Source organism: Nitratidesulfovibrio sp. D1 (genome assembly GCF_051133415.1).
Classification (GTDB): domain Bacteria; phylum Desulfobacterota; class Desulfovibrionia; order Desulfovibrionales; family Desulfovibrionaceae; genus Cupidesulfovibrio.
Genome location: NZ_JBPGNZ010000004.1, coordinates 379,516 through 398,010, shown reverse-complemented (window position 1 = coordinate 398,010; position 18,495 = coordinate 379,516). Strand labels below are relative to the sequence as shown.

Here is an 18,495-nt window from a genome sequence, read left to right as displayed (position 1 = left end):
TTGGTCGAATACGATAAGAGTATACTCCCTCATGGCAGGCTCATTTTCCTTGCCAACGAACGAAAATCCTAATTTGGAAACAGCCCCTGGACGGTTCATTACCCGCAGTGACATATTGCGGCGCGCGGGAGAGGGGCCTTTCCCGCGCGCCATGCGTTTCGGGGTGTCCCGCCCCGCCGGGCCCGCATCCGGCGCCTGCCCGCGCCAGGCGCCATTCTAACGGGTTTGCGCATCTTCCCCGGAAAGGTCATAGAATACGGGAGCAGAGGGAGGGCGGCACATGGCGCATGGCAACAGGCGGCAGGTACCCGGCACGCCCGGGATCGGCAGCGGCGGGGGACGGAAGTCCCGGCGCGACCCCTCGCCTGTTCCCGGCGGTCCGGCCGAGCCCGTGACCGCTCCCGTGGCCGCTCCCGTGACCGGCCCTTCCGCGGCCTGCTCCTGCGGCCTTCCCGCGTCCCTGTCTCCCGGCGTGTCGCTGTACGAACAGCTGTTCCGGCACCATTCGGCGGTGATGCTGCTGGTGGACGCGGAAACGGGCTGCATCATCGAGGCCAACCCGGCGGCGTCCGCCTTCTACGGCTATCCGGACGGGGTGCTGTGCGGCATGACCGTCCACGCCATCAGCACGCTGCCTGGCGACGAGCAGGCCCGGCAACTGGCCGACCTGCGCGCGGGGCGGCTGACGCGCTTCGTCTCGCGCCACCGGCTGGCCTCGGGCGAGGTGCGCGAGATCGAGGCGCATTCCGTGCCGGTGCGGCTGTTCCAACGCGTCCTGCTGTACACCATCATCCACGACATCACCGACCGCACCCGGGCCGAGGAAGCCCTGCGCCGCAGCGAACAGCACCTGGAAATGGTCATGGACGGCGCGGGCATCGGCAGCTTCAACTGGCACGTGGTCACCGACGAGGTGGGCTGCGACACCCGCTGGGGCGAAGTGCTGGGCCTTGGCCGGGTGGAGTGCGCGCCCATGATGGAGTCGTGGCGGGCCCTGGTCCACCCGGACGATTTGCCGGGGCTGGAACGGTCGCGGCGGCGGCATCTTTCCGGGTTCTCGCCCCGGTACGAGACGGAGTACCGCGTGCGGAGTGCGGACGGCGCGTGGCGCTGGGTTCAGGAAACCGGCAGGGTGGTGGAGCGTGCCGGCGACGGCCTGCCCCTGCGGGTGGCGGGCATCGTGCGCGACGTGTCCGCCCGCCGGCGCGCCGAGGAGGACCGGCGGCGTCTGTTCAGCCTGTCGCCCGACCTGATGTGCGTGGGCGGCATGGACGGCTACCTCCGCGAGATGAACCCCGCGTGGCAGGACGTGCTGGGCTGGTCCAAGGAGGAATTGCTGGACCGCCCGTGGGTGTCGCTGCTGCACCCCGAGGACCGGGCCGCCGCCATGGGGGAGATGGACCTGCTGCGCGAGCGCGGCGTGATCACCAACGTGGAGAACCGCTACCTGTGCCGCGACGGATCGTGGCGCTGGATATCCTGGAATTCCACCTTCGTGCCCGAGCAGGGACTGATCTACGGCGTGGGGCGCGACGTCACCGCCCACCGGCGCATGGTGGAAGAACTGCGCGCCAGCGAAACGCGCCTGCGGGCCCTGGCGGCCACGGTGCCGGGGGTGGTGCTGCAATGGCGCGAGATGCCCGGCGACCGGCGGTTCACCTACGTCAGCCCGCGCAGCCGCGAGACATTGGGCCTTGACCCCGAACTGCTGCTGCGGGACTGGCGGGCTCTGCCGGTGCACCCGGCGGACCGCACGGTGTGGGAACTTTCGCTGCGCGACGCGGCGGAGCGGCGCGGGGACTGGCTGTTCGAGGGGCGTCTGGTGCTGCCCGGCGGCGAGGTGCGCTGGTGGCGGGGCGAGGCCAGGCCCGTGCACGCCGACGGGCCCGACGGATGCGCCGACGGGCCGGGCGTCGTCTACTGCGGCATCATCACCGACACCACCGAACACCGCGAGGCGCAGGAACGGCTGCGCGAACTGGCCACCACCGACGGGCTGACCGGGCTGGCCAACCGCAGGCGGTTCCTGGAGGCGCTGGAGCACGAGGTGCAGCGCCACCGCCGCTACGGCACTCCGCTGGCCTTGGTCTCCATCGACGTGGACCGCTTCAAGCGGGTCAACGACACTTGGGGCCACGCCGTGGGCGACGCGGTGCTGCGCGCCCTGAGCGCCATCTGCCGGGCGGAGGTGCGCGACGTGGACACCGTGGGGCGCATCGGCGGCGAGGAATTCGCCGTGCTGCTGCCCGACACCGCCCCGGAAGAGGCCATGGCCGTGGCGGAACGGCTGCGGGTGGCCGTGCAGGCCGCGCCGCTGCTGACCGCCGCCGGGCCGCTTTCCGTCACCCTGAGCCTGGGCGTGGCCGCAAGCCCTCCCTGCGACGGGGCCGACGCGCTGCTGCGCGAGGCGGACAGGGCGCTCTACCGGGCCAAGGCGAGAGGCCGCAACCGGGTGGAACAGGCCGCCGAGCCGTCAGGCGACCTGTCCGGTGCCCGAGAAACGGGCGACGCCGCCGATTCCCTGCTCACCATTCCTTGAAGATGAAGAACGTGGCTGCCACGATCATCCCGAACCCCACAAGATAGTTCCACTTCATCGGCTCGCCCAGGTAGAGCACCGAGAAGACCATGAACACGGAGAGCGAGATGACCTCCTGGATGGTCTTCAGTTCCGCCGCGTTGAAATGGCCGTATCCGGCTCGGTTGGCGGGCACCTGCAGGCAGTACTCGAAGAACGCGATGCCCCAGCTCGCCATGATGGCCACCATGAGCGGCGTGGCCCTAAACTTCAGGTGGCCGTACCAGGCGAAGGTCATGAACACGTTGGAGAGCAGCAGCAGGCCGACGGTGACCACGGGTACGGGCAGCGCGAAGGGCGCGGGCATGGGAAGGCTCCGGTTGGAGGTGCGCGGGGGCGTGCCCCGCATGGCCGCCGCCTTTTCGCATGGTGCGCGGCGGCTGGCAAGACGTCCGCCAGGGGGCGCGGCGCGGGGGCGCGCGGGAACCCCGCAACGATGCGGGGCCGCCGACCGGTGAAGGTCGGCGGCCCCTGTCCGTCGTCAACATGCGCCGTTCAGGGAACGGCACGTCCGGATGCTATTCGGCGGCAGCGGGCGGCACGGGACGGTCGTTGCCGCGATCGTCCCTGTGGTCGCCGGGGCGATTGTCGGAGCCGCCCTTGGGGCCGTCCTTGGGGCCGTCTTTGGGGCGATCACCGGGGCGGCCGTCCTTGCGGTCGTCACGCCGGTCACTCCGATCATGGCGGTCATCCTTGCGGCCGTCATGCTGGTCACGCCGGTCGTCCTTGCGTTCCATGCGGCCGTCATGCCGGTCGTCGCGGCGGTCATCCTTGCGCTCCATGCGCTGGCCGGGCCGGTCATCACGATGATCCTTGCGGTCGTCCTTGTGTTCCTTGCGCAGGCCGGGGCGGCCGTCGGGGGGCGTGGCGTCGTCCGCCAGGGCAGGCAGGGCGGGCAGGGCGACGGCGGCGGCAAGGGCAAGCGAGGCGAACAGGGTGGTCGTTTTCTTCAGCATGTCGGTTCTCCTTCATGAAAACCGTGGGTGCGCCGCGGGCAGGGCGGCAGAAGCCGGTGAACATGCGGTCCCGCGTGGTTCCGGCAGTGGCCGGGAGCAGCGACGGGGCCGCGCGTGCCGGACACACCGGCACGTCGAGGCGCATATCGCGCCGAAGCCGTGCGAAGTCAACGGCGGCGGCTCACAAGTTACGTTTCGTAACATCATGTAGTGCGGCGGTAATGGAGCGGTGCGGGGCTGCCTGGGATATCAGGGCGGTTCGCAAGGAATGGCGCGGGGCCGGGTGACCGGGGCGCTTCCGGCCATGTTGCGGACGAGAGTGGCGCTGCCGATGACGAAAGGGCGAGGGCGCCGGGGCGTGTGCGGCTCAGGCCTCTTTGTCGGCGATGGTGCCGGTTTCGCGCAGCAGGAGGTCCAGCACCAGTTCTTCCAGCGAGCGGTTTTCGTTGGCCTTGGCGCGGGTGGCGGCGGCGGTGTCCATGATGTCGGCCTGCGCCGCCAGCGCCGCGGCCTGGCTGTCCAGGTTGGTGGAGCGCGCGGCGTAGTTGGCGGCCACCGTGGTCACCGTGCCGATGTGCCCGGACAGGGTGGTGACCATGGCGGCGGCCTTGCCCGCGGTGTCAATCTGGGTGCTGGCGAAGGCGTTCTTGAACGACGAGAAGTCGTACAGGGCCAGGTTGAAGCTGCCGGTGCCGGACTGGATCGCGATGTTGCCCGAACCGCCGGACGCGGCGACCCGGTCGTCCGAGGCCCAGGCCGAACCGTCCAGCAGCCTGATGCCGTTGTACGAGGCGGAGGCCACGGTCTGGGTGATCTGCGAGGCCAGCGAATCGTATTCCGCCTGCACGGCGGCGTAGGCCATGGTGCCGGTGGACACGCCGGTGGCCAGTTCCTTCATGCGGGCGAGGGCGGTGTTGATCGTCGTGGCGGCCGAGTTGGCCAGGTCCACGATGGACTTGGCCTCGGACACGTTGCTCGATGCCTGGCGCAGCATGGCCGCGTCGGAGCGCAACCGCCCGGTGAGCGCGGCGGCGGTGGGGTCCGTAACCTTCCGCGACCGGCTTTCGGTCAGCAGCATGTCGCGCAGCGACCTGCCGACGGGCCCGCCCATGAACAGCGAGTTGGTCAGCATGTCCTGCTGCAAAAGTTGCAGCGAATATTCCACCAGCATGGTGTTCAGCGACTTGTCGGCCACGTCCGCTCCCCGGCGGGTGGATACACCACGCCTCATGAGGCATATCGGCGGATTTCGCGTGGGCTTTAGGGTGGGTTCCGGATTGGTCGTCGTTTCGTGCGGGGGCGCACTCCGTGGCGGGCAGGCCGGGTCGGGCGGGGCGGGGTTCCGGGCGGGGAGCTTTTTTTCCGCCTAGGGCGGCAAGGGCCACGGGCCATGGCGGGGCGCTTTGGGCCGCCGGCGGCGCGTTCGGCTGTTGAACCCGGCATCCGGTTTTGCTACATGCTGAAGGCATTGGCGACGTGCGCCGCAGGGCCGCGTCGCACCCGAGAAAAACAGCCACGAAGATTTCCAAGGATCTCCGGCAAAGGGAATCCGGTGCGAAACCGGAGCGGTCCCGCCGCTGTGATCCCCGCGCGCATGGCGCGCAACGTCCGCCCACGGGGCCGGGCGCGCGAACCCCGCCGTTCGCCGTCCCGCCGCCGCAGCGCCACTGGCACCGGGTTCCGCCCGCGCCGGGAAGGCGGGCCGGACGGGGGAGAGCCAGAAGACCTGGCCGGAGCGCTTCTTGCCGCCACGGGCACGCGGATGCCCGGAACGGACTCAAGAAGATTCACGGAACACGCCGCGCGCCGGGGGACGTTACCGACGTACCCCCGCGACGCGCCCGACCACGGGCGGCCCGCCGCCGTGCGCCATTGGCGCGCGGAAATCCGTCGGCCCGCCGTCCGGGAGCCATTGCCCATGCCCCAACACATTTGCAAGCGCGACGGCCGCGTGGAAACCTGGTCCGTGGACCGGGTGGCCCACGCCATCAACAAGGCCCTGAAAGCCAGCGGCATCAAGGACCCCCTGCTGGGCAAGCGCCTGGCGCAGCGGGTGGAGGCCAAGCTCGACGGCGTGGACATGCCCGAGCAGGAACAGGTGCAGGACCTGGTCCAGCGCGTGCTGATGGAGGCCCGCCTGTACGCCGTGGCCGAGCGGTACATCATCTACCGCGAAAAGCGCCGCGAACTGCGCAGCCAGAACGAGGCCTACCTTGACGTGGCCCGGATGATCGAAAGCTACCTCGACCGGTCCGACTGGCGCGTCAACGAAAACTCCAACATGGGCCATTCGTTCCAGGGGCTCATCCTGCACATGGCCGGGTCGGTGCAGGCGCGCTACGTGCTGGAAAAGTACCCCGAGGAAATCCGTCTGGCCCACACCCATGGCTATTTCCACGTGCACGACCTGTCCTTCGGCCTGGCCGGGTACTGCGCAGGCTGGAGCCTGCGCGACCTGCTGCTGGAAGGCTTCAACCTCAAGGGGCGCTGCTGCGCGTCCCCGGCGCGCCACTTCGACGCGGCCTGCGGGCAGATCGTCAACTTTCTTGGCACGTTGCAGAACGAATGGGCGGGCGCGCAGGCGTTCAACAACATCGACACCTACCTCGCCCCGTTCATCCGCCACGACAAGCTGAGCTACGACGAGGTCAAGCAGGGCGTGCAGAAGCTGGTGTACAACCTGAACACCACCTCGCGCTGGGGCGGCCAGAGCCCGTTCACCAACTTCACCCTGGACATGGCCCCGCCCAGGCACATCGCCAATGAGCCGGTGATCATCGGCGGCGAGTTCCAGGACTCCACCTACGGCGAGTACGCGGCCGAGATGGAGATGTTCAACCGGGCCTTCATCGAGGTGATGCTGGAAGGCGACGCCGACGGGCGCATCTTCTCCTTCCCCATCCCCACCTACAACGTCACCCCCGACTTTCCGTGGGACACCGACACCGGCAAGATGCTGCTGCGCATGACGGCCAAGTACGGCGCGCCCTACTTCCAGAATTTCATCAACTCGGACCTCAACCCCGAGGACGTGCGCTCCATGTGCTGCCGGTTGCAGATGGACCTGCGCGAAATCCGCAAGCGCACCGGCGGCCTGTTCGGCTCGGGCGACCTTACCGGTTCCATCGGCGTGGTCACCCTGAACCTGCCCAAGTTCGCGTACCTGGCCCAGGGCGAGGAAGACTTCCTGGACATGATCACCGAGTACGCGGAAATGGCGCGCGACGCGCTGGAGTTCAAGCGCAAGCTGTGCACCCAGATGCTGGAGGCGGGCATGTTCCCGTTCTCGCGCCGCTACCTCAAGAACGGCTACGCCGGGCACTTCTCCACCATCGGGCTCATCGGCGGGCACGAGGCGTGCCTGAACCTGCTGGGCAAGGGCATCGAGACCGAGGCCGGGCTGCGCCTGATGAAGCGCGTGCTGCACCACCTGCGCGAACTCACCGTGCGCTTCCAGGAAGAGACCGGGCACATGTACAACCTCGAAGCCACGCCCGGCGAAGGCACCTGCTACCGCCTTGCGCGCATCGACCGCGCCCTGTACGAAGACATCATGACCTCGGGCGGGGATACGCCCTATTACACCAACTCCACCCTGCTGCCCGTGGGCTTCACCGAGGACGTGTTCGCCGCGCTGGAGCACCAGAACGAGTTGCAGACCCTGTACAACGGCGGCACGGTGTTCCACTCCTTCCTCGGCGAGGCCGCGCCCGACGAGGCATCCGTGAAGAACTACCTGCTCAAGGCCATGCAGAAGACGCGCATCCCGTACATCTCGGTCACGCCCACCTTCTCGGTGTGCCAGACCCACGGCTACCTGCGCGGCGAACACCTGAACTGCCCCGAATGCGGGGAGGAAGCGGAAGTGTACACCCGGGTGGTGGGCTACTACCGTCCGGTGAGCCGTTGGAACCTGGGCAAGCAGCAGGAATACAGGGAGCGCGTGGAATACGGCATGGGCTCGTTCTGCGATTGCGGCGCGCCCGCGACCGAAGCGGATACCAGGCTGCCCGAGCCCGCCACGGCCGACTAGCAGGAAATGGCAGGTGCCGCGCGGCGCCCCGTTCGCGCGGGGGCCGCGCGGTTCCGCAACCGCGAACCCGCAATCGTCCCCAACCGGAACCGCCCACGGTTCCACCCCTGACCCCGTGATCCTGAACGCCACCCAACTCGAAGCCATCCGCCAGCGCAACGACGAGGAATTGCGCCGGGGCGCGCACGCCACGCCGGGCTACCCGGCGCACACCGTGCGCGACCTGTTGCAGACCGTGGAGGCGTTGAAGAAGGAAAAGAAGAAGTGGCAGCGCCTGGCGCAGGAACGCGGCCAGGCCCTGGACACGGTGCGCGAAGTGCTGGACGCGGTGCGCCCGGCGGAAGGACGCAACGGCAACGGGCATGGGGAACCGGGATTCCGCGACCGGGACGCCGAGCCCGGCGCCCGCCAGCCGCTGGTGGGGCCGGACGGCGGGGACGCCCCCCTGCGGGAGTGACCCGCGAGGGTGACGGTATCCACACGGAATGAAGAGAATGGCCGCCCGGCATGCCCCGCGTATGCCGGGCGGTCGTGCGTCCGGCGGGGGCCCGCCAGGCGGATTATTTTTCGGGCGCGGGAACGGGGTACTGTTCGCGGTAGATGATCCGGCCTTCGGCTTCCAGTTCCACCGTCAGGGTCTGCGCGTCGGCGGGGGCCAGCCCTTCGGGCAACGGGGCCGAGGTGACGATCTTCTTGTAGCGCGAGATCTGGAAGCGGGTGGTGTCCGGTTCCACCTTCAGGGGCAGGGTGCGTCCGTCGGCGGCCTGTACGGACAGTACGGCCTGGCCGGTCAGCTGCTTCTTGGGGTCCGGGTTGGTCAGGTCGAAACTGATGCGCAGCCGTTTGCCCGACCCGTGGCGCACGGCCAGGTTGTCCACGCGGGCTTCGCCGGTACTCAGGGCCTCGCGCGCTTCGCCGGGGGTGTCGGCCACGGCGGCGGCCACGGCCTGGCTGGCCGCGTCGGGCACGCGGGCGTCGGTCCCGTTGAGAGGGGTGGGAGGGGCGGAGGCCGCGTCGGCGGTGGCGCCCCCCGGTTGGCTGGATGTCTGGCCGGATATTTGGGCGGACGTCTGGCCGGGGGCGGCCACCACGCCGTCGCCCGCGCCGTTGGCGTCGCCGGGTTTGGCGGGGGCCTGGTCCGGGGCCGGAACGGGGGGCGAGGCCAGGGCCGCGCTGCCCAGCAGGGCGCGCAGTTCCTCGGGGTCGCTGCTGCGCAGCAGCGATTCGAGGTTGGAAAGGCGCTCCAGTTCCACCCGCGCTTCCTTCAGTTCGCGGTCCAGGGACTGGTTCTGGCCCACCAGCGCCCGGTTGGCCTGCCAGAACGAGAAACCGGCCCACACCCCGAAGGCCGCCAGCAGCGGCAGCAGCACCAGCGAAATGGTGAGCAGCCGCAGGGACAGGGGGCTCACGCGCAGGCGACGCACGCGGCAGTCGTCGCGCATGAGCAGCAGGCTGTATTTCTCGTCGGTCATCATCGGGCGGCGGGACTCCATTCTTCCTTGACGATTTCCCAGCCCTGGCCGTCCTGGCGCAGCAGCAGGGTCTTCACGCCCCGGTCGGAGTAACCGGTGGCGTCGCGGTAGTCCTGGGTCATGTCGGCGCGCACGCCGCCGGCCACGGCCTCTATGCGCAGGCCCTTCAACTGGACCTTGGCGGGCTTGGCCTTGCGCCACAGTTCCTGCTTCTGCTGGCGGATGGACGATGCGCCCTTGCGCGGGGCCTGTTCGGCATCGTTGGCGTAGCAGGCGATGTAGCCCTTCACGTCGCCGCGTTCCCACGCCTTGCGCCACTTTTCGACGAAGGCGGTGACCTGCGGCGATACCGTTTCAAGATAGTTGGCCTCCATGCCCACGTCGGCGGGCACCCATTCCATGCCCACGATGCGGTACTCGCCCTTTCTGTCGGGCTGCCAGTACAGGCGGCGGATGCCTTCGGTGGTCATGTTGGGGGCGCGGTAGTACTGGTTGAACCAGGTCACCCAGTAGCCGGGGCCCTGCATCACCTGCACGTCGGAAACGGAGGTCTGGATCCACGCCAGTTGCTTGAACAGGCGTTCCTTCTGGCCCCGGAATGCGGCGAACGACTCGTCCTGCGCGGCGGTGTAGGCATCGGCGTCGTAATAGTCGAACATGGCGGGCGAGCGCGAACCCCACGCCCTGGCCCAGCCCTTGACCTTGTCTTCCAGCTTGCGCGCGGTGGCCTTGTCCTCCTTGGAGGGGGAGGCGTCGGTGCCCACGTCGTCCGCCACGGCCACGGCCGTGCCGGGCGCGAACAGCTTGCCCGCCTTGTCGATGTCCGCGCGGTTCAGGGCGATGCAGCCCTTGGTCTCGCGCGGGACGATGTCGCGCCCCTTGCTGTGGATCCAGATGCCGGAGCCGGTCTTGCGGCGCAGCTTGTCCACGGGGTTGGGGTAGTTCAGGGTGTAGGCGATGCCGCCGTACATCTCCATGTCCAGCCCGGCGGACAGCTTGTTGACCACGAAGTAGATGCCTTCGGGGGTCTTCAGGTCGCCGGCGGTCTGCTTGTCGCCCGTGGCCTGCCCGGTGGTGCAGACGTAGCTGGCGGCCAGCTTGAGCGGGCTGCGGCGTTCGTAGATATGCAGCTTCTGGTCTTCCTTGTCCACGGCCACCAGGCGGCGCGGCGTGCCGGGGTCGTCCGGGATGCGCACGCGCCAGCCGTCGGCGGCGGCGGAAAGGGGACAGAAAAGGGAAAGCAGCAGGGCAGCGGCGGGCAGCAGGCGGTGGAGGGCGCGGATGGTGCTTCGATGCATCTCGGTGCGCGGGCTGTGCGCCCCGTGCGGGGGCGCGGTGATCCGTCGGGACGGCGGATATCTTGCCTGTGCCCCCCTGGGAGCGACCGCTGGCCGTCGTGGTGGCGCGGTGCCGGTGGGGGCTGGCCGCCGGGGCCTTTCGCTGTGTCTGCCGGAACTGCCGGTGGTTCCGGGCGGAAAATCCGTCTAGGAGCGGGCGGCTTCCACCAGTTCCTTGCGGGTGAAGATGGAGATCAGGTCGTACCCCGCATCCTTGATGGCCTGGCGGCCGCCTTCCTCGCGGTCGAGCACGGTGCACACGGCCACGATGCGCAGACCTGCGGCCTGCACCCGCTCGCAAGCCTGTAACAGGGAACCGCCAGTGGTGACAACGTCTTCCAGCATGGCCACCGGGTCGCCGGGGGCGAAGTTGGCAAGGCCCTCCACGTACTGGCCGGTGCCGTGCCCCTTGGGCTGCTTGCGCACGATGAAGCCCGCCAGCGGGCGGCCCCGCTCGTGCGAGATGACCGTGGTGGCGGAAATCAGCGGGTCCGCGCCCAGGGTCATGCCGCCCACGCCCACCACCGGCACGTCGCGCAGAAGGTCGTTGAACAGCGAGCCGATGAGCCACGAGCCCTCGGCGTGCAGGGCGGTCTGCTTGCAGTCGAAGTAGTAGTCGCTCTTGCGGCCCGAGGTAAGGGTGAAATCGCCCTCACGATATGATTTTTCCACAAGCAGGCGGGCCAGGCGGATGCGAAGGTCGTTCATGGGTATCCTTGGTGATGGCGGGTGCGCATGGCGCCGGAATCCGGCAGGGCCGTGCCCGTGCTGGCCTCAACTGCGGCCGAACACCCGCTGGAAGATCAGGTTTTCGTGGCGCAGATAGTAGCCGGGATCAAACAGTTCATCAAGGACGGAGGGGGCGAGGCGCGCGGCGATGTCCGCGTCGGCCCGCACCATGTCCGGGAAGGGCTTTCTGGTTTCCCAGCTCTGCATGGCGCAGCGCTGCACCATCACGTAGGCCTCCTGGCGGGCCATGCCCGATTCCACCAGGGCCAGCAGCACGCGCTGCGAGTAGTACAGCCCGTACGAACCGGACAGGTTGCGGTCCATGTTTTCGGGGATCACCCGCAGGTTGGACAGCAGGCCCGACAGGCGGTGCAGCACGTAGTCCATGAGGATGGTGGAGTCGGGCATGATCACCCGTTCCACAGAGGAATGGCTGATGTCGCGCTCGTGCCACAGGGCCATGTTTTCCATGGCGGCCAGCGAGTTGGAGCGGATCAGGCGCGAAAGGCCGGTCATGTTTTCGGCCGAGATGGGGTTCTTCTTGTGCGGCATGGCCGACGAGCCCTTCTGCCCCTTGGCGAAGCCTTCCTCGGCCTCCAGCACTTCGGTGCGTTGCAGGTGGCGCAGTTCTACGCACAGGCGTTCCACGCCGCCGGCGGCCAGGGCCAGCGCGGTGAAGAAGTGGGCGTGCCGGTCGCGCTGGATGACCTGGGTGGAGATGGGGTCCACCGTCAGGCCCAGGATTTCGCAGGCAATGGCTTCCACGCGGGGGTCGAGCATGGCGTAGGTGCCCACGGCCCCGGAAATCTTGCCCACGCGCACGCTTTCAAGCCCGTCGCGGAAGCGGGCCACGTGGCGCTGGAACTCGGCGTGGAAGCCCGCCATCTTCAGGCCGAAGCTGGTGGGTTCGGCGTGGATGCCGTGGGTGCGGCCCATGCACAGGCGGCCCTTGTTGGCGAAGGCCAGGGTTTCCAGGGTTCCCAGCAGCCGTTCGAAGCCCTTGAGGATCAGTTCCCCGGCCTGGGCCAGCAACAGGCCGTTGGCCGTGTCCACGATGTCCGACGAGGTGCAGCCCAGGTGGATGAACCGGGCCGGGGGACCCACCTTCTCTTCCACGGCGGTGAGGAAGGCGATGACGTCGTGGCGGGTTTCCTGTTCGATTTCCAGGATGCGGTCCACGTCGAAGTCGGCCTTTTCGCGGATGGCGCGCATGTCGTCCGCGCCGATGACGCCCAAGCGGCGCCATGCCTCGCACACGGCCAGTTCCACGTCCAGCCAGGCGCGGAAGCGGTTTTCGAGGGTCCAGATGCGGGCCATCTCGGGGCGGGAATAACGGTCGATCATCGCGGCTTCCTTGCTGGTGCTGTGCTGGTGCGGTTGCATGGGGCCGCCGGGGCGGCCGGAATGTCTGTTGCCGGCGTGGGGCGTCGGCGTGCGGTGACGCGCGGCGCGGGCCGTGACCCGGTCGTGAAAAGGGGCAGCCTTGCTGGCTGCCCCGGTGTTGCTACGAGCCCGTGGCCGACGCGGCGGCGCAGCCGCCCGACGGGGCGGCCGAGGCACACTTGGCCGGGCTTTCACCCGACGACGCGGCCGTACCCGACGCGGCGCCGTTGTCCGGGCTGCCGCCCGATCCACCCGATCCGCCCGATCCGTTAGACCCGCCCGATCCGTTGGACCCGCCGGAGCCGTTGGACCCATTAGACCCGGCGTCACCGGCAGAGGCTTCCGCCCCCGCCCCGGCATGCGAGTCGGCGGACGCGCGGTTGCCGTAGTCGGTGACGTACCAGCCGCCGCCCTTGAGCACGAAGCTGGTGTTGGACACGATGCGGTCGGCGCGGCCGCCGCACACCGGACAGGAGCGGGGGGCTTCGTCGAAGGTCTTCAGCCATTCCTCGAAGATCTGCTCGCAGTCGCTGCAACGATATTCGTAGATGGGCATGCTACCCTCCTTGCAGAACCTACGCGTGATGCACGAGCCTAAACAGCGTCGTACGCGTTGTCAAACGGGAAGGCCATGCGATGGAGCACGGGGCGGCCTGCACGGCGGCGTGGCGCCGTGCGGCGGGCGGGGCGTGGTCACCGCCATGCCCGCTGCCTGGTGCTGCATGCATGGCGAGGTATATGTTCCGGATGCTGCATGAGCCGCCACGACGTCCCGGTGCATGCCGCTTGCAATGCGGCGGGCAGGCGCGGACACGTGGGGCGGGCCGCACCGCAGGAAGCACACGCGCCTCGGGCGACGTGCCAGCATGGGCACGTTGCGCGAAGCGCGGGGCGTTCTTGCGGCGGAACGAAAAACCTGGATGCCTAGGACTTGGCGGCGGCCTTCGCTTCGCGCACGCGCTGCTTCAGGCGCTCTTCGCGGCGCTTGCGGCGGCGGTCCAGTTCCTTCTTGCGTTCGATCTTCTTGTGGGCCATGGGACTCCTCCGTGAAATCGCGTGAGATAAGAGGGACCACCTACCCCGAACCACGGGTTTTGTCCAGTGGTGCGTGGCCGGACATGCGGCCCGGACATGCGGCCGGGACATGCGGCCGGAGCGGGGCGTCAGCGGTCGAAGTAGCCGCTCACCGGGCCGTCCGCGTCGATGGCGGCATCGCCGAAGCCGTGCCGGACCAGTATCCGCAGTAGGTCGCCGCACCGGGCGGCACCCGCCGGATCGTCGTGCGTCGCGTGTGCCGGGCCGATTTGCAGGCGGGGCGGCGCGTCCGGCGCAAGGCGCAGGCGGAAGTCCCACAGGCCAAGGTCTTCCAGTTCGCCTTCGGCGGCGGCCAGCCGGGCCAGGGTGGCCGCGTCCGGCCGCATGCCGTAGGCCAGCCGGGTGAGCAGGCAGGGCCGGGCGGCCTGGTCCGGGCGGTCCATGCCGGTGCGCGCGGCCAGGGCGCGGATGTTGGCCTTGGTCAGGCCCGCCTCGGCCAGGGGCGAGCGGACGGCCAGTTCGCGCAGGGCGCGCAGGCCGGGACGGTAAGCGGTCAGGTCGTCGGCGTTGGTGCCGTCGCACAGGGGCAGGGGGCCGGCCTGGGCGAGCAGGGCGGTGAAGGCCGCGTGCTTGCAGTGGTAGCAGCGGTCGCGGTCGCCCGCCGCGATGGCCGGGATGGTCAGCGGGTCCAGCGCCACGGTGATGAAGGCGGCCCCGCGCGATGTGGCCCAGTGGCGCGCCTCGGCGGTTTCGCGGGGGGGCATGTGCGGGCCGGTGATGTGCAGGGCGGTGACGCGGCAGCCTGCCAGCAATGCGGCGTGGGTCAGGAAACGGCTGTCCAGCCCGCCGGACAGGGCCACGGCCAGTTCCGGCATGGCGGCCAGCAGGTCCAACAGGGGGGTGGGCAGGGCGTCGGGGGGCGGGGTGTCGGTGGTGGTCATGTGGTGTGCTTAGGTGCGCGCGGGCAGGCTGCATCGGAATCCGTCTTTTGTCCGGCGGACAAAACCCGTAATTCCTCGCATCCTGACCGCACCCGCCATCCGCGCCGGTCTTCCGGCGCGGAGTATAAGGAAGAAAGGCAATTGGCGGACAGGGAGAGAACACTGTCAGGCAACGCCATGGCAGATGCAGTGTCTTGGACAGAGCAGAAGGTAGTGCTTCCACGCCGCGCGGCAAGCCCTTGCGGGGCCGGAAAACGAAACCCGCCGGATGCGCGTCGTTGGCGCGCACCCGGCGGGCTGTTCAGTTCGTATGCGCGACTAGGCGGAGGGCAGCAGTTCCACCGGCTCGGAGAGCAGGAATTCGCCCTTCTCGATCCACGACTTCAGGATGTTGGCCACTTCCAGCGACAGCGGGTAGCTGGTCATGGGCACGGTTTCCACCTTCTTGCCCATGATCTCCACCTCGCCGCTCTTCAGGTCTTCGTAGGTCACGTGCTGGATGACGCGCGGCAGGCAGTTGGGGTAGTCGTGCCCGTAGTCCTTGACCGGCATCTGGATGTCGCTGTCGTCCACGCCGGTGAACCAGGCGATTTCCTCGTTCAGGATGGGGATGGGAATGCCCACGCCCACCGCCAGCGAGCAGCCGTAGCCCAGGAAGGACAGGCCGCGCAGGAAGCGCGCGTTCATGCCCTTCAGGTCGCCCTTCAGCATCAGGGTGCCCGCAGGGGAGAGCGGCAGGCCGCGCTCGTTGCGCTTGGGCGCGGCCACGTGCTGCGTGCCCGCCCCGATGACGTACCCCGTGCCGCCGCCCAGGAATATCCTGGTGCCAAGGCCGATGGTGCGGAACAGCGGGTCGTTGAACAGCGGCGAGATGCGGCCCGCCGTGGCGAAGTTGACGTTGCGCAGGTTGGGCTTCAGCGGGCCCATGTACGTGTAGATGATGCGGCTCGTCAGGTTCACGGCCGCGTTGTAGTTCTGGTAGCAGTTGCGCGGGTTCAGCAGGTGCGCGTAGGGCAGTTCGGCCAGGGTGATCTTCTTGTCCAGCGACTTGCGCGGGTAGCAGTCGGTGCCGTAGGCCTCGGCCCGCAGGTGCACGGCCTTGCCGCGCACCAGGTCTTCGATGACGTGCCCGCCGCCGTACTTGAACCGGCCGGGGTAGACCTTGTTCAGGGGGTCGTCCTCGGTGGGCTCGGTGGCGCCCAGGTAGGCGTCCACGGCCGCGAGGCCCGCATAGGCGGGGACGTCGTTCATCCAGACCTTGGCGGTCTTGAGGGTGGGCGGGTCCTGCTGGCCGATGTTGAAGAGCAGCCCGGAGGAGCACATCGGCGAGAACGTTCCGGTGGTGACGACGTCGATTTCACGGGCGGCCTTTTCCTTGCCCATTCGACGGACGGCCTCGGTCATCTCCTCGGCATTCAGAACCACGGCCTTGCCCTGGCGGATGCGCTCGTTGATTTCCGCGATCGTCTTGTTCACCTTGAAACTCGCCATCTTGCTATCCTCCGTTGGTGGCGTCGTGCGCCGTTTCAGTAAATCAGGATATCAGCATATGGAAAAGCAGTCCGGATTGCAACCCGCAAAAAGGGGGCCTTTCGCAGGCCCCCCATGAAATTAGCGGATTGATCGGGTAATCCATCAGGATGATTGTCCCAATCGTTCCAGGGCCTGCCGCGCGAGGTCGAAATCCGGGTCCATCTCCAGCGCCACGCGCAGGCAGCGTTCGGCATAGTCGCGTCCGCCCGCCCGCATGAACACTAGGCCCATGTTGAAGGCGATGGTCTTGTCGCGCCGGGGCAGTTCCGGGTTGATGGTCATGGCCTTCAGCATGTTGGCGCGCGCCTCGCGGAATTCCTTGCCCTCGGCGAAGGCCATGGACATGTTGTAGTACAGGTTTTCGTCGTCCGGCGCGATGCGCAGGGCCTTCTGGTATTCGATGGTGGCCTCTCGCCACTTGCCCTGTTTGCGCAGGGCGATGCCCAGGCGGTTGAAGGTGCCCAGGTCCCCCCGGTCCAGCATGTCGCCCTTGGCGTCCAGGGCCTTGCGCAGGAAGCGTTCGGCCCGTTCCGGGTCGCGTTCGCTGTAGATGCCGGCGATGCGCTCGGAAATGTCGCCGATGTAGGCCATGGCCTCGCGCGTGGCCTGGGCCACGGCCAGTTCGAACAGCTCCTCGGCCTTTTCCTGGTTGCCCATCTCCACGTGGATTTCGCCCATGTCCACCTTGCGTTCCACGTTGAGGGGCGAGAGGCGGTCCAGCTTTTCCAGGTATCCCAGCTGGGCTTCGCTGTCGCCGATCTGCTTGTTCAGGTCGGCCAGCTTCTTCAGCGGTTCCAGGTACAGGTCGGCGTTGCGGCTGGCCTCTTCGAAGCATTCGCGGGCGCGGTCCATCTTGCCCAGCGCCTGGTAGGCGTCGCCCATGACCAGCAGTCCGGCGGCGCTGTTGGGCTTCAGTTCCAGTATCTTGCGGCACACCTTCAGGGCGCTGTCGTGCGAGCCCTGCTGCACCATGGCCCGCGCCGTGTCGATGAGCTGGCCCAGCTTGCCCTGCGGCTTGATGGTGAAGGCGATCTTCTCGATGAGCGTGTTCACCGAGATGGGCTTGCTGATGAAGTTGTCCGCGCCGATTTCGTGCAGCAGCACCAGGCGCTGCCGCTCCGTCTCGCCGGTAAGGATGATGATCTTCACGTCCGAGTAGGCGTTCTTGACCTGCCGGACCAGGATGCCGGTGTCGCGGCCTTCCAGCATGCGCTCCATGAACACCAGCACGTTCTTCTTGCGCAGGGAGACGTCGCGGATGGACTTGATGATGTAGTCCGTATTGGTGACCACAGAAAGGGCATCCGTGGCAATGGCGAGATGTTTGGCCACCGTGTTGCGCAGCAGGGAGATGAAGTTCTGGTCGTCGCTCACTACGAGAAAGTAGCCTTTCTTCTCGCTGATGAACTCGACGACGGTACTTTCGTACTGCTTCTGCTTGAGCTTGAGGTTGATGTTGCTCGCCATGCTTGCTCCTTGCGGCATGCCTCCCCCCGCCGAGGGCGCTGGCCTGTGAGTGTGTCTTCGCGCTGCGCGCGGTGTGGAACGGTAGGTACGCGTGCGGGGCTTGTCAATGTAAGCGATGGGTAAGCGATGGGTGAGCGATGGCCCGCCGGAATGCTCCGCCCGCAAGTATGGCACAGTCTGCGGGACGTGGCGAGCCGTGCGCGCCCGCTCCCCGCGCGGTCGACGCCCGTTCCTTTCGTTGCGTCCGCTATTTCCGCGCCGCGCCCTGCGCCGCCACGGCCCTGGCCTTGGCCTCGGCCACAGCCGGGTCGCCAAGGTACCGGTGGCCCAGCGGGCGCAGTCTGTGGTCCAGGGTGTAGACCAGCGGCAACCCGGTGGGGATGTTCAGCCTGGTGACGGCCTCCTGGGTCATGCCGTCCAGGTGCATGGCCAGGGCGCGCAGGCTGTTGCCGTGCGCCGCCACCAGCACCCGCCGCCCGGCCAGCACCTGCGGCGCGATGACGTCGTGCCAGTAGGGCAGCACGCGGGCCACGGTTTCCTTCAGGCTTTCGCTGGCGGGCAGCACGTCGGGCGCGAGGTCCGCGTAGCGGGCGTCCCCGGCCGGATTGCGTGGGTCGTCCGCGTCAGGGGATGGGGGCAAGGGAGGGGGCGGGGTGTCGTAGCTGCGCCGCCATTCGAACACCTGGTCCTCGCCGAAGCGGGCGGCGGTTTCCGCCTTGTCCAGTCCCTGCAAGGCGCCGTAGTGGCGCTCGTTGAGCCGCCAGTGCTTGTGCACCGGCAGCCAGCACAGCCCCAGTTCGTGCTGCACGATGTACAGGGTGCGGATGGCCCGGGTGAGCACCGAGGTGTGGCAGACGTCGAAGGCCAGCCCTTCGTCCGCCAGCAGGCGGGCGGCGTCGCGCGCCTCCTGCTCGCCCTCGGGCGAAAGGTCCACGTCGGTCCAGCCGGTGAAGCGGTTTTCCAGGTTCCACGCGCTTTGCCCGTGGCGCAGAAGTACCAGCGTGTGCATGTTGCCTCCCGTCTGTGCCCGG

The 18,495-nt window shown here is 68.3% G+C and carries 15 protein-coding genes; 3 read left to right on the top strand and 12 right to left on the bottom strand.

The genetic code is table 11. The features are described from left to right. The first annotated feature begins 391 nt into the window (after positions 1-391). Entirely contained in the window at positions 392-2,539 is a 2,148-nt protein-coding gene (locus tag ACR4XJ_RS09745; RefSeq protein WP_434755033.1) for a sensor domain-containing diguanylate cyclase, read from the top strand. Here ACR4XJ_RS09745 and ACR4XJ_RS09740 read toward each other — a convergent pair. The 3 genes from ACR4XJ_RS09740 to ACR4XJ_RS09730 all read right to left on the bottom strand — a co-directional run bounded on the left by ACR4XJ_RS09740 (position 2,526) and on the right by ACR4XJ_RS09730 (position 4,765). Next, positions 2,526-2,885, bottom strand: coding sequence for a DMT family protein (locus ACR4XJ_RS09740; RefSeq protein WP_434755032.1), 360 nt, complete (start codon positions 2,883-2,885; stop codon positions 2,526-2,528). The genes ACR4XJ_RS09745 and ACR4XJ_RS09740 overlap by 14 nt on opposite strands. Positions 2,886-3,096: 211 nt before the next feature. Then, positions 3,097-3,534 (bottom strand): hypothetical protein, encoded by a 438-nt coding sequence (locus tag ACR4XJ_RS09735; RefSeq protein ID WP_434755031.1) that lies wholly within the window; start codon positions 3,532-3,534, stop codon positions 3,097-3,099. Between the two features lie 367 nt (positions 3,535-3,901). Further along, entirely contained in the window at positions 3,902-4,765 is an 864-nt protein-coding gene (locus ACR4XJ_RS09730; protein ID WP_434755030.1) for a flagellin, read from the bottom strand. Positions 4,766-5,452: 687 nt separating this feature from the next. Between ACR4XJ_RS09730 and ACR4XJ_RS09725 the strand changes: the two genes are divergently transcribed. Together ACR4XJ_RS09725 and ACR4XJ_RS09720 are read left to right on the top strand one after the other, a co-directional pair. Further along, entirely contained in the window at positions 5,453-7,567 is a 2,115-nt protein-coding gene (locus ACR4XJ_RS09725; RefSeq protein WP_434755029.1) for a ribonucleoside triphosphate reductase, read from the top strand. 115 nt (positions 7,568-7,682) lie between these two features. Then, the gene (locus ACR4XJ_RS09720) at positions 7,683-8,024 is read left to right on the top strand and encodes a hypothetical protein (RefSeq protein WP_434755028.1); all 342 of its coding nucleotides are present in this window, start codon (positions 7,683-7,685) and stop codon (positions 8,022-8,024) included. Positions 8,025-8,127: 103 nt separating this feature from the next. Here the strand turns inward: ACR4XJ_RS09720 and ACR4XJ_RS09715 are convergent, their stop codons facing one another. The 9 genes from ACR4XJ_RS09715 to gpmA form a co-directional block, all read right to left on the bottom strand. Continuing rightward, entirely contained in the window at positions 8,128-9,039 is a 912-nt protein-coding gene (locus tag ACR4XJ_RS09715) for a hypothetical protein (RefSeq protein WP_434755027.1), read from the bottom strand. Beyond that, positions 9,039-10,337, bottom strand: coding sequence for a L,D-transpeptidase family protein (locus tag ACR4XJ_RS09710; protein ID WP_434755026.1), 1,299 nt, complete (start codon positions 10,335-10,337; stop codon positions 9,039-9,041). The genes ACR4XJ_RS09715 and ACR4XJ_RS09710 overlap by 1 nt, the downstream gene beginning before the upstream one ends. Positions 10,338-10,523: 186 nt before the next feature. Continuing rightward, a complete protein-coding gene (pyrE, locus tag ACR4XJ_RS09705) occupies positions 10,524-11,084 on the bottom strand; it encodes an orotate phosphoribosyltransferase (RefSeq protein WP_434755025.1) in 561 nt (186 codons plus the stop codon). Between the two features lie 66 nt (positions 11,085-11,150). After that, positions 11,151-12,449, bottom strand: coding sequence for an adenylosuccinate lyase (gene purB, locus ACR4XJ_RS09700; RefSeq protein WP_434755024.1), 1,299 nt, complete (start codon positions 12,447-12,449; stop codon positions 11,151-11,153). A gap of 160 nt (positions 12,450-12,609) precedes the next feature. Next, complete coding sequence (locus ACR4XJ_RS09695) at positions 12,610-13,044, bottom strand: FmdB family zinc ribbon protein (RefSeq protein ID WP_434755023.1); 435 nt, start codon at positions 13,042-13,044, stop codon at positions 12,610-12,612. Between the two features lie 607 nt (positions 13,045-13,651). Beyond that, positions 13,652-14,464, bottom strand: coding sequence for an ATP-dependent sacrificial sulfur transferase LarE (locus ACR4XJ_RS09690; RefSeq protein WP_434755022.1), 813 nt, complete (start codon positions 14,462-14,464; stop codon positions 13,652-13,654). A 318-nt stretch (positions 14,465-14,782) separates the two neighbouring features. Continuing rightward, positions 14,783-15,955 carry a homocysteine biosynthesis protein gene (locus ACR4XJ_RS09685; RefSeq protein WP_434755021.1) on the bottom strand — a complete coding sequence of 391 codons (1,173 nt, stop codon included), beginning with the start codon at positions 15,953-15,955 and terminating at the stop codon, positions 14,783-14,785. A gap of 144 nt (positions 15,956-16,099) precedes the next feature. Then, positions 16,100-17,464 carry a tetratricopeptide repeat protein gene (locus ACR4XJ_RS09680; protein WP_434755020.1) on the bottom strand — a complete coding sequence of 455 codons (1,365 nt, stop codon included), beginning with the start codon at positions 17,462-17,464 and terminating at the stop codon, positions 16,100-16,102. Between the two features lie 247 nt (positions 17,465-17,711). After that, positions 17,712-18,473, bottom strand: a complete 762-nt coding sequence (gene gpmA, locus ACR4XJ_RS09675) for a 2,3-diphosphoglycerate-dependent phosphoglycerate mutase (RefSeq protein WP_434755019.1) — start codon at positions 18,471-18,473, stop codon at positions 17,712-17,714. Positions 18,474-18,495: the final 22 nt, after the last annotated feature.